The sequence below is a fragment of the Acinetobacter sp. B51(2017) genome (genome assembly GCF_003711395.1).
Lineage (GTDB): Bacteria > Pseudomonadota > Gammaproteobacteria > Pseudomonadales > Moraxellaceae > Acinetobacter.
In genome coordinates this window covers 43,821-54,366 of sequence record NZ_PJRJ01000020.1, presented here as the reverse complement: position 1 = coordinate 54,366, position 10,546 = coordinate 43,821, and the positions used below count along the sequence as shown (strand labels likewise).

Below are 10,546 nucleotides of genomic sequence, written 5' to 3'. Positions count from 1 at the left end.
CAATTACTGACAAAAAATTTGCTCAAATAAACTTCGAGAAATTCTTACCAATTATCAATGAAAATATATTCGATTGATCAACCAGTAAAAATCCACACAAGTTGTTCTTCATAATCTCTTAATGATTTTCTTACTTCTTCGTCAGAAGTAAGCAGAGTGGAGAATTTTATTCCACATCTCTTATTCAGGATAATCATTTTATATGAATTTATATAAATAGCAAGCAAAACAAGTTGGGAAAACCACTAAGTGAGAGAAAATCAACCTGAAGGAAGGTTATCGCTTGTGAAATTAATAAGAAGCTTATTTTACTTGGCTTGTTCTGCAATCCAATTCATAAATCTTTGTCTCTCAGAGATCGATGCTTGTTGCCAAAGTTGTATAAGCTGCTGATCAAATGCTGCTGGATTTATCTTTGTAGGCGTCTTAAATGCAGGTATAGCATGACTTGAGGTTGTTTTATTTTGGATGAGCGCTTGCAAAGGTGGTGTTAAGGGTAATTGATCTGCACTTTGTTTTGAAATGAGCTGTTGTTGATTATCATACAAACCTATAATAGGTTGTCTTTGATATTGTTTGGCACTGTCAAAATCTTTGGGTGCTTGAAGTAACCTCAAACTATATTCACCTGCATTCAGCGCAGGAGTCACGAAATTAAAGGCTTCTGATTTTACAATATCATGAGAATTATCTGTATGTTGGAAAAATTCCTGATAACGTAAGCTGATGTGCTGTACACCAGGGCTAAGCTGATATTGCTTTTGCTTATTCAATATACCTTGATATACCTTGATTGACGTATTGCTCATTGACCGCTAACAATTTGATTTCTTCTGGCACAGTCAGGATTACTGCAGCAAACAAGTTGCTGCTGCATGCAATAATAGCCAAACTCGCAATCAGCATCTTTAATTTCATAATCTCAATCTAAGTAAAATTAAAGCCCGCACTATGCAGGCTTTAAATGTCAGTTTCATGACAGATCATACTTAAAAACACTTCGGCCACAAAATTAATCAAAGCGTTTAAAACGCTGCTCATCTGGCATAAAATCTTTATCACCCGCAGGCGTTTCAATCGAGCCAAACACCAATTGGGCACGTAATGTCCAAGTACTTGGTAGATTAAACTCATCTGCTACTTGCTGATCAATAATCGGATTATAGTGTTGTAAGGATGCACCAATATTTTGTTCAGCCAATGCTGTCCATACTGCAAATTGGGCAATACCTGTTGAATGTTCTGACCAAACAGGGAAATTATCCGCATATAAAGGGAATTTTTCTTGCAGATCTTTTACAACTTGTTGATCTTCATAAAATAGTGCTGTACCAAAACCAGCAGCAAAACTTTCAATTTTTGTTTGCGTGTTGGCAAATGCTTCCGCAGGGACAATCTTAGCTAAGGTTTCTAGCACGATCTGCCAAAACTTGCGATGTGATGCGCCATACAACGTGACAACACGAGAGCTTTGCGAGTTGAATGAAGATGGACTCAAACGCACTGTTTCACGAATTAAACTATCAACTTGATCGACATCCTGCGATAGATTGTTCCCAAGATGATAGATACTGCGACGTTTTTGTATATGTTGCAAAAATGACATTATTATTCTCTGCACCACTTAAAAGATAGCTCTTATCCTAAAAGATCTCATCTAATTCACCTAGATGCTATTTCGTAACACATCGTTTCAGATTTAGAACATTCCGTTAAAACCTGATAATCCTTGGCGGAAAATGTTGAGCTTACTGTGGTTTTTTTATCTTCAATCGAACCAAACAATAACTGTGCTTTAAGTTGCCAACTTGGCTCTAGCTGAAATTTTTTCTGTAAACTATGATCAAAGCCTTGATAATGGAGTAACTCTGCGCCTAAACCAACATCAGCTAAAGCCCCCCATGCCGCAAGGCTAATCGCACCTAAATATTGTGCTAACCAATTCGGATGCTGCTCGGCAAGCAACGGTTGTTTTTTGGCTAAGTGTTGTAGCGCCTGCTGATCTTCAAAAAATAGAATAGTGCCCAAAGCATTTTGACAGGCTTGCATTTTATATGCAGTTGCAGCAAAAACATGCACAGGAATTTCTTGACGCTGCTGTGCTTCAACCAATTGCCAAAAATTTTGGTGAGCTTCATGATACAGCACCACAAACTTTAAACCTTGTACACCTTGTATAGATGGACAACGTTTAATGGCTTCAATAATCAAGGCACTTAAATAATTTTGACTTAAATGGACTTTTTTACCTAACTTTGCCATTGGCTGACAGGCTTGAAGATATTCGATAAAGGCTTTTTCGCTATGTGTGTTAGTTTTTTTTAGCTGAAATTCTTTTCTCAGATCCGTGGTGAACACTTGTCCAATTTTACTGAATAATGCCACAAGAAAATCCCCTAAATATTTTATGGTTTTATAGAATTCTAAGCGTTATAAGTAGATTTAGGCATTTTTTTATTTATTTTGATGTGTATATTTTAAACGATCACATCCATAAAAAGACAAAAGCTCCGCAAAATTCGGAGCTTTCGTGATTAATCTAGCATTTTATTTTTTTTCAGTTTCAAATAATGCTGCCACAAATGATTTAGCTGAGAATGGACGCAAGTCGTCAATTTTCTCACCTACACCAATAAAACGAATAGGCACATGGGTACGACTGGCAATATTAAACAATACCCCACCTTTGGCTGTGCCATCGAGTTTGGTAATGGTTAAACCTGTTAAGCCCACTGCCTCATCAAACATTTCGACTTGGTTAATGGCATTTTGTCCTGTACCTGCATCTACCACCAACATAATTTCATGCGGTGCAGTGGCATCGATTTTTTGCATCACGCGTTTAACTTTGGTCAGCTCTTGCATTAAGTGACCTTTGTTATGCAACCGCCCCGCAGTATCTGCAATCAAAACATCTACACCTTTGGCGCGTGCACTTTCAAAAGCGTCAAATATGACCGATGCAGAGTCTGCACCATGACCTTGAGCGACGACTTGGATGTTGTTACGTTCACCCCAAATTTGTAGCTGTTCCGTTGCCGCAGCACGGAAGGTATCGCCCGCAGCCAACATGACTTTTTTACCTTCGCCTTGTAAGCGTTTTGCTAGTTTACCAATGGTTGTGGTTTTACCGACACCATTGACACCTACAACTAAAATCACAAAAGGTGCTTTATTGCTATCTATATGCAAAGGTTTAACACGCGGTGCTAAGAGTGCCACTAATTCTTCTTGCAAGGCTTTATAAAGTGAATGTGAATAAATCAAATCACCACGCGCAGTACGTTCGGTTAAATTGGCAATAATGGTTTTAGTTGCTTCAACACCAATATCTGCGACTAAAAGTTGTTCTTCGACTTCTTCTAATAGTTCATCATCGATTTCTTTACCACCGATTAAGATATTCACCATGCCATCTGCAAGGTTTTTACGGGTTTTGGTTAAACCCTCTTTCATACGGCTAAAGAAACCACCCGATGTTGCAGGTGCTTCTTCTGGAGTAAGTTCAGGTGTGGCAACTGCTTGAGCGGGTTGTGTAGCCACAATCGGTACATCTACCGCAGGTAAGCTCGGTAGCGTGACATCGTCATCCCCGATATCAGCATCAATCAAAAATTTATTTTGCAGATTTTGCTGTTGCATGCCGAATCCTTAAAAAGCATCGCGTTAAAAAACAAAGAGTCTAACATAGTTTAATTACAGAGAACATTGAGCGTCTTGAACTCATCCTAGAGTTGTGTTCAGTTGGCTTTTTTTCAGCAATGGCTGTGCGATATGATTGAGGTTAATGATGAGGCTTTTTTATAGTTTGCTCTATTTAAATTGTTTTTACTGTGTTTTTCTTATTTATGATGGTTTTTTGCTTGTAAAAATAAAACTCTTTAGTTTACTTAGGCTATTTAATCAACTGTTGAGCTAAGTTTCAGCAAGATCAATGCATTGCTATGATTCCACTGGTTTAACAGTGATCCGTGATGGTGCTTTTTTTAGTATTGGATAAAATACAATCTGGCTGAGTCGCCACTCTCTCATCTTACTATTTGAATTTTAATGCGGGCAGCTGCTTGGCCTGACGCTGTTCATCTTGTTGGGCATGCATTACTTTTAAATATTGCCCATAAGAGATGTAATCATAGTCACGTAACAGGTTGAGTGCTAAAGATTGCGTATGTGGATATTCCTGCTGATGAGCCAAGTCGTGCAGTTGTTGAATGTGCACGGCGCCTACGGGATGCTGCAAACTACGATAAGCTGTGACCACAATCGCAAGCACTAAAAACAACACTGCAACATGATAAAACTGTTGCAGTGTCAATGGAATCTGAAAAGTTTTAGAATACAACGGCATAAATATCCTCGAATTGCCGAGTAGTGTAAAACGCAGCAATTAGAAGTACAAGGTCTATCTAGCCCACCATATTACGTACCACACCAAAATATAAAATTAAGGCAATAATTGCCAACACTAAGGCAATGGCAAAAACACTAACGCCTCCTTCAGCGTCCGCAGGATGCAATTGATCTTCATCGGCAATACGTTCTAATTCACCATTATAAGTATTATAAAAGGCTAAGCGCTGTTCTGGACTCAATTCGCGGGTAAAGTCATACACCCTTTTACGCTGCGCCAAACAAAAATCACCTAAATGAATCTCATGATGGAAGATCGCTTCTTCTAAATTTAAGCGATGCTGACGAGCTAAAGCAATGATTTGCTCATGGCTAGGTGGCAAATCCATGTTAAATCCATCTAAAGTACGAGTGCTCATGCTTTTCTCCTTGTTTTTGTTTATTTATTCATCCATTATCTTAATCAATAATAAAAAAGATCACTGTTTAATCATGTAATCTTGAATAATGTGAAAATTACCCCATATAAGCATTGACAGTGAGTATCACTTTGTAATATTAGTTTAATATGTTTAGTGTAAACTAATTTAAAGACTGACTTAACAGTCTGATAATTTGATCATAATTACAATAAGGAGTTTTCTATGAATCAGCCTATCTCTCAACATGATTTAGAACATGTCTATGCCAATGCAGTGAACACCATTCAATCGCAAATGAATTTTTCTGATGCGGTGGTAGAATTGGAACAAGCAGCGCGTGCAGGTCATGGTAAAGCAGCTTTATTTTTAGCTGAATTATATTATCAAGGTTTCCGTGTCGAACGTGATTCGCTGAAAGCGCAGTACTGGCAAAACATGGCCACCATGCAAGCATAAAGAAACGTCACCTAGGTGGCGTTTTTTTTATTCCTATCATCAGCATCGACATATTTTATTACGATTTTTCGCAAAGCTTACACTGATCTTTCATATGATATTTTTACAATGAGCACATCTATCTCGTTAAGCTCGATACAGTTATGCACTTACTTCAACCTGTGACACAGGATTTATTTTTAAAAGTGACCATTTTAAAATCGATGATGTACTGTGGTGTGTTGTGGGGTCTTTATCATCAAGGTTGGGCAATGAGTCAAGATCAAGATGATTTTATTTTTCCCTTTTGGCTCAGTGCGACGCAAGCTGAACGCTATGCCCGAAAACATTGGCCACAGTACAAAGCGCGTAAAATTACCTCAGAGAATTTTAATAGCGCCTTGCTACCAACCTTACAACGTTTAAATGTGCGTCCGACATTGTATAAGACAGATCGACATCGTTTAAAACTGAGCGCAGCACAAATGCAAAGTTGGTTTTTTCAAGATTTAAGCCCAAAAAATGTGTAAAAATCTCGTTTAAGCTGCTATATATACATAAAGACGTCTATTTTTCCCATGCATTTAGCATGAAGCGTCTATCACTTAACAACAACAATAAGGACCAGAATTTAAGATGACCACAGTTGCCCAAGTACTAAAAACCAAAGAGGCTCATGTCTATACCATTGCACCCAATGCCAGTGTACGAAGTGCAATTAAATTAATGGCAGAAAAAAATATTGGTGCTTTAATCGTAATTAATGAACAAAATAAAGTCGTTGGGATTATTTCAGAACGCGACTATACCCATAAAGTCGTATTAAAAGATCGTTCGTCTTTAACCACCAATGTAGATCAAATTATGACCAGCAATGTGCTTACCGTGACCCGTAGCATGAAAGTCGAAGAATGTTTACAAATGATGACAGATGGCCACTTACGTCATCTACCTGTAGTAGAAGATGAAAAACTACTTGGTATGGTCGCTATTGGTGATTTAGTCAAAGCTGCCATGGAAGACCAGCGCTTATTAATCCAACAGTTACAACATTATATTTCAGGTTAAAAAAACCGCTCAATTGAGCGGTTTTTTTAGGCTATCTTACAAGCCTAATTTTGCTGCCACATAGTCTGAGTCTTTATCACCACGACCTGAAACCGTCACAACAATTTTAGTCTCAGGACTTAAGTGTGGGGCTTCACGAATGGCCCATGCAACCGCATGTGCGCTCTCAAGTGCTGGCACAATCCCTTCGACACGAGACAATGTCATAAAGGCATCTAAGCATTCTTGGTCAGTGGCCGAAGTATATTCGACTCTGCCTAAATCTTTAAGTAAGCTGTGCTGTGGCCCTACCCCTGGATAATCCAAACCAGATGCAATGGAATGAACAGGTAGTGGCTCACCTTGTTCATCCTCCAATACATAACAAGCCATTCCGTGTAGTTGACTCGGTTTACCTAAAGTTAAAGTAGCTGAATGCATATCAGTATCTAAGCCATGTCCAGCAGGTTCAACCCCAACCAATTTAACTTCTGGATCATTTAAAAATGCACTAAATGAACCCACGGCGTTAGAACCACCCCCCACACACGCCACTACATAATCGGGATTCAAACCAAAACGCGCTTGGCTTTGCATTTTAATTTCATCACCAATAATCGCTTGAAAATCACGCACCATTTTTGGAAATGGATGAGGACCAACCACCGAACCAATGGCATAGATAAAGTTTTTAGGGTCTTTTAAGTATTCTTCAAAAGCACTATCCACAGCATCTTTTAAGGTCGCTGTACCGCGCGTCACTGCAATAAGATCAGCACCTAAAATTTTCATTTTTACGACATTTGGATGTTCTTTTTCGATATCCACTTGCCCCATATGAATTTCACACGGAATACCCACTAAAGCACACGCCGTGGCTAAGGCTACACCATGCTGACCTGCGCCAGTTTCGGCAATGACTTTGGCTTTACCCATATATTTAGCCAACAAGGCTTCACCTAAACAATGGTTAATTTTATGCGCACCCGTATGGTTTAAGTCTTCACGTTTTAAATAAATTTGTGCACCACCTAGCTGCTCAGATAAACGCTTTGCATAAAACAATGGACTTGGACGACCAACATAATGGGCAAATAAGTCTTTAAGCTCATTTTGAAAGGCCTCTGTATGGCGAATTTCTTCATAAGCCACATTAATTTCATCCATCGCCGCTTTTAAGTCATCTGAAATAAATTGACCACCATAGTTGCCAAAGAAACCATCTTCGTTAGGTAAGGCAATGCCATTGATTTGATGTTGCATAAAGGTTCTCTAAGTGTAGGGGGGCTCTAGCGAGCTAAATAACGTGTCATATCTTCAATGCCATTTAATGTCATTGGATACATATGATCAGCAAAAATCTGTTTGATGAGGCCAATAGTATGGGTATATTGCCAATAGTGTTGCGCTTCAGGATTCAGCCATGCGGTTTTATCAAAATGCTGTTGTAATCGCTGTAACCAAACTTGTCCAGCCTCATCATTCATATATTCGACTGAGCCGCCGATCGAGGTGACTTCGTAAGGTGCCATACTGGCATCACCCACGACAATCACTCGATAATCACGCCCATAGGTGTTGAATAAATCAAATGTGTTTAATCGACTACTGGAACGACGCGCATTATCTTTCCAAACATAATCATATAAGCAATTATGAAAATAGAAATATTCTAGGCTCTTAAATTCGGTTTTGGCTGCACTAAAAAGTTTCTCGCATTGACTAATATGGGCATCCATAGAACCACCCACATCAAATAGCATTAATACTTTGACACGATTACGCCTCTCTGGCATCAATTGTACATCCAAAATGCCTTGTTTAGCGGTGGCTTGAATGGTGCCGTCGATATCGAGTTCTTCAGCTGCACCTTGACGGGCAAATTTACGCAAGCGGCGTAATGCCATATGCATTTGTCGGCTCGCGAGCAATTGATCATCATCTAAATTGCGATATTGACGCTTTTCCCAAACTTTGACAGCCGAACGTTTACGGCTTGGCCCACCAATACGAACTCCTTCAGGATGATCTCCATAGGCACCAAATGGAGATGTCCCTCCCGTGCCGATCATTTTATTGCCGCCTTGGTGTTTTTTATGCTGTTCACGTAGGCGTTCTTCTAACATTTTCATCAGTTCTTCTAATGAACCAGCTTTTTGTAATTGTTGACGTTGTTCTGGGGTGAGATGTTTTTCCAGTAATTCTAAATCAAGCCAACTTTTCGGGATTTTATGTATTTGCTCCAGCAACTGATCCAAATCAAAGCTGGCAATACCTTTAAAGTAGTCTTGCATAGCGCGATCAAACTTATCAAAAAAGCGCTCATCTTTAACCATAATAGTCCGACTGAGCTGATAAAATTGCTCTTGATCGGCAAAGACAAGCCCTGCTGCCACAGCGTGATTCAGATCAATTAACTCACGCGTCGAGACGGGAATGCCGTATTTGCGTAAGGTATAAAACAAGCGCACAAACATAAATACATCCAGTCCATTTCAAGTTGTATCTTTAAACGGTAAATCCCCGCTGACCTCATTTCATCTTATGCTGACCATAGTCTATACGCAATACACTGGGTTTAAGCGCAAAAAAGCCTTGTCTATAATACCAAGATAAAATAAAAGCCGGATAAACCAGCTGATATTAAATGAGTTGATTAACGACGTGACATAAACGCCAAGCGTTCTAGCAGCTGTACATCTTGCTCATTTTTCAGTAAAGCACCATATAAAGGTGGAATCGCGTTGCTCTTATCATGATTGCTTAAGATATCTGCAGGCATATCATCAGCCATAAGTAGACTAAGCCAATCAATGAGTTCTGAAGTCGATGGTGGTTTCTTTAAACCCGGCAATTGACGTAATTTAAAGAAGACTTGTAGCGCTTCATTAACCAATTGTGTCGAGATTTTTGGAAAATGCACAGCAATGATTTGACGCATGGTGTCTTCATCAGGGAAGTCGATATAATGGAAGAAACAACGACGTAAAAAAGCATCTGGCAATTCTTTTTCGTTGTTAGAGGTAATAATCACAATCGGTCGCTGCTTGGCTGTAATCGTTTCGCCAGTTTCATAGACAAAGAACGACATTTTATCGAGTTCGTGTAGTAAGTCATTCGGAAACTCGATATCAGCTTTATCAATTTCATCAATAAGTAGGACACAGCGCTGCTCATGCGCAAAAGCCTGCCACAATTTACCAGGTTTAATATAATTTTTGATGTCATAAACACGGTCATCGCCCAATTGGCTATCACGTAAGCGTGACACGGCGTCATATTCATATAGGCCTTGTTGCGCTTTAGTGGTCGATTTAATATGCCAAGTGAGTAAAGGTAAATTCAAACGATGTGCCACTTGCTCAGCAAGTAAAGTCTTGCCTGTACCTGGCTCACCTTTAATTAACAATGGCTTTTGTAATTGACGTGCGGCTTTCACTGCCAGTTGAAGACTCTCGGTGGCAATATAACTGTCGCTACCGCTAAATTGTGTCTGATCCACAACCATATTTCATCCCTGTGTTTATTATAATGGAGACTTGTGTTGTTGTGCTTTATTGGCGCTATATTTAGACCAACAATAGCCGAGAATCGCACCCACGCCTGTCACTAATAAAATACTGGCGAGGTTTGCCCAGACCAATGGCATATCTTTAGTGAGTACGCCAAAGATTAAACCAAAAATCGCAGGTGCAAGTGCAGCATTACTGCCTTCTGACACCGTTGGGGTCAGTAAGATGGCAAAACCTAGAATCCAAGTCATGCCACCTAACAGTTTAGGTAGGCGTTTGGCAATTTCATACCAGCACCATAAAACAATGGCACTTCCGCCTAAATAAACCGTGATCGCAATCAGGTCTTCAGGAATGGCGTCCAAAAATGTCAAATCCATCTCTTCTCTCCTGATTGATGATTATGCGCCGCGCAAACCTTCAGGTTCCACTGCATTTGGATTAATTAAACCTTCTGGCGGCATTTGTAAGAAGAAACCTTTAGTTTCTAGTGAATCCAACACATGTAAGACATTCACACGCGCCAATTTGCGTTCTGCATGTAATTCTAAATCCATAACAAACGTTGCACGGCCAAAGGCACCACGTACCGCTTCTGGCAATACCAACAGCGGGTCAAAACCCTCAGCTTCACTTTCATTTGGACGAATCACGTATAAATACATTTCGTCTTTTTTGCTCGATTTATAAATAGAACAGTACATATTAGAACTCATAAAACAACTTACAACAGCATACAATAAAAAAGACAGATACCGCAGCTTTTCGTGGACCTGTCTT

14 protein-coding genes are annotated in these 10,546 nt (G+C 39.5%); 3 read left to right on the top strand and 11 right to left on the bottom strand.

What is annotated here, in order from left to right; translation table 11 throughout:
* Positions 1–308: 308 nt before the first annotated feature.
* From CYK47_RS10580 to CYK47_RS10555, 6 genes are all read right to left on the bottom strand, one after another.
* The gene (locus CYK47_RS10580) at positions 309–809 is read right to left on the bottom strand and encodes a DUF2057 family protein (RefSeq protein WP_252150272.1); all 501 of its coding nucleotides are present in this window, start codon (positions 807–809) and stop codon (positions 309–311) included.
* Between the two features lie 203 nt (positions 810–1,012).
* On the bottom strand, positions 1,013–1,606 hold the full coding sequence (locus tag CYK47_RS10575) for a nitroreductase family protein (RefSeq protein ID WP_122901561.1): 594 nt from the start codon (positions 1,604–1,606) through the stop codon (positions 1,013–1,015).
* 56 nt (positions 1,607–1,662) lie between these two features.
* Entirely contained in the window at positions 1,663–2,385 is a 723-nt protein-coding gene (locus CYK47_RS10570) for a nitroreductase family protein (protein WP_122901559.1), read from the bottom strand.
* 162 nt (positions 2,386–2,547) lie between these two features.
* A complete protein-coding gene (gene ftsY, locus CYK47_RS10565) occupies positions 2,548–3,642 on the bottom strand; it encodes a signal recognition particle-docking protein FtsY (RefSeq protein ID WP_122901557.1) in 1,095 nt (364 codons plus the stop codon).
* Positions 3,643–4,036: 394 nt separating this feature from the next.
* Positions 4,037–4,348 (bottom strand): hypothetical protein, encoded by a 312-nt coding sequence (locus CYK47_RS10560; RefSeq protein WP_122901555.1) that lies wholly within the window; start codon positions 4,346–4,348, stop codon positions 4,037–4,039.
* Between the two features lie 58 nt (positions 4,349–4,406).
* Entirely contained in the window at positions 4,407–4,769 is a 363-nt protein-coding gene (locus CYK47_RS10555; RefSeq protein WP_122901553.1) for a hypothetical protein, read from the bottom strand.
* A 225-nt stretch (positions 4,770–4,994) separates the two neighbouring features.
* On the opposite strand from CYK47_RS10555, the gene CYK47_RS10550 reads away from it, so the two are divergent.
* From CYK47_RS10550 to CYK47_RS10540, 3 genes are all read left to right on the top strand, one after another.
* Entirely contained in the window at positions 4,995–5,228 is a 234-nt protein-coding gene (locus CYK47_RS10550; protein WP_122901551.1) for an SEL1-like repeat protein, read from the top strand.
* Positions 5,229–5,371: 143 nt separating this feature from the next.
* Positions 5,372–5,737, top strand: a complete 366-nt coding sequence (locus tag CYK47_RS10545) for a DUF2750 domain-containing protein (protein ID WP_122901549.1) — start codon at positions 5,372–5,374, stop codon at positions 5,735–5,737.
* 106 nt (positions 5,738–5,843) lie between these two features.
* Positions 5,844–6,275, top strand: coding sequence for a CBS domain-containing protein (locus CYK47_RS10540; protein WP_122901547.1), 432 nt, complete (start codon positions 5,844–5,846; stop codon positions 6,273–6,275).
* A gap of 36 nt (positions 6,276–6,311) precedes the next feature.
* On the opposite strand, the gene trpB is transcribed toward CYK47_RS10540, so the two are convergent.
* The 5 genes from trpB to CYK47_RS10515 all read right to left on the bottom strand — a co-directional run bounded on the left by trpB (position 6,312) and on the right by CYK47_RS10515 (position 10,470).
* Positions 6,312–7,517, bottom strand: coding sequence for a tryptophan synthase subunit beta (trpB, locus tag CYK47_RS10535; RefSeq protein WP_122901544.1), 1,206 nt, complete (start codon positions 7,515–7,517; stop codon positions 6,312–6,314).
* Positions 7,518–7,543: 26 nt separating this feature from the next.
* Positions 7,544–8,731, bottom strand: a complete 1,188-nt coding sequence (locus tag CYK47_RS10530) for a vWA domain-containing protein (protein ID WP_122901542.1) — start codon at positions 8,729–8,731, stop codon at positions 7,544–7,546.
* A gap of 179 nt (positions 8,732–8,910) precedes the next feature.
* Positions 8,911–9,762: an AAA family ATPase gene (locus tag CYK47_RS10525; protein WP_122901541.1), complete on the bottom strand. Its 852-nt coding sequence runs from the start codon at positions 9,760–9,762 to the stop codon at positions 8,911–8,913.
* A gap of 18 nt (positions 9,763–9,780) precedes the next feature.
* On the bottom strand, positions 9,781–10,146 hold the full coding sequence (locus CYK47_RS10520; protein ID WP_122901539.1) for a hypothetical protein: 366 nt from the start codon (positions 10,144–10,146) through the stop codon (positions 9,781–9,783).
* 21 nt (positions 10,147–10,167) lie between these two features.
* Positions 10,168–10,470 carry a YcgL domain-containing protein gene (locus CYK47_RS10515; protein WP_122901537.1) on the bottom strand — a complete coding sequence of 101 codons (303 nt, stop codon included), beginning with the start codon at positions 10,468–10,470 and terminating at the stop codon, positions 10,168–10,170.
* Between the last annotated feature and the right edge of the window lie 76 nt (positions 10,471–10,546).

Bases quoted from the DNA above. Each gene is read 5' to 3' on its own strand.
- CYK47_RS10555 (WP_122901553.1), bottom strand. From the start codon at position 4,769: ATGAGCACTCGTACTTTAGATGGATTTAACATGGATTTGCCACCTAGC.
- CYK47_RS10560 (WP_122901555.1), bottom strand. From the start codon at position 4,348: ATGCCGTTGTATTCTAAAACTTTTCAGATTCCATTGACACTGCAACAG.
- ftsY (WP_122901557.1), bottom strand. From the start codon at position 3,642: ATGCAACAGCAAAATCTGCAAAATAAATTTTTGATTGATGCTGATATC.
- CYK47_RS10515 (WP_122901537.1), bottom strand. From the start codon at position 10,470: ATGTACTGTTCTATTTATAAATCGAGCAAAAAAGACGAAATGTATTTA.
- trpB (WP_122901544.1), bottom strand. From the start codon at position 7,517: ATGCAACATCAAATCAATGGCATTGCCTTACCTAACGAAGATGGTTTC.
- CYK47_RS10525 (WP_122901541.1), bottom strand. From the start codon at position 9,762: ATGGTTGTGGATCAGACACAATTTAGCGGTAGCGACAGTTATATTGCC.
- CYK47_RS10545 (WP_122901549.1), top strand. From the start codon at position 5,372: ATGCACTTACTTCAACCTGTGACACAGGATTTATTTTTAAAAGTGACC.
- CYK47_RS10550 (WP_122901551.1), top strand. From the start codon at position 4,995: ATGAATCAGCCTATCTCTCAACATGATTTAGAACATGTCTATGCCAAT.
- CYK47_RS10575 (WP_122901561.1), bottom strand. From the start codon at position 1,606: ATGTCATTTTTGCAACATATACAAAAACGTCGCAGTATCTATCATCTT.
- CYK47_RS10530 (WP_122901542.1), bottom strand. From the start codon at position 8,731: ATGTTTGTGCGCTTGTTTTATACCTTACGCAAATACGGCATTCCCGTC.
- CYK47_RS10540 (WP_122901547.1), top strand. From the start codon at position 5,844: ATGACCACAGTTGCCCAAGTACTAAAAACCAAAGAGGCTCATGTCTAT.
- CYK47_RS10580 (WP_252150272.1), bottom strand. From the start codon at position 809: ATGAGCAATACGTCAATCAAGGTATATCAAGGTATATTGAATAAGCAA.
- CYK47_RS10520 (WP_122901539.1), bottom strand. From the start codon at position 10,146: ATGGATTTGACATTTTTGGACGCCATTCCTGAAGACCTGATTGCGATC.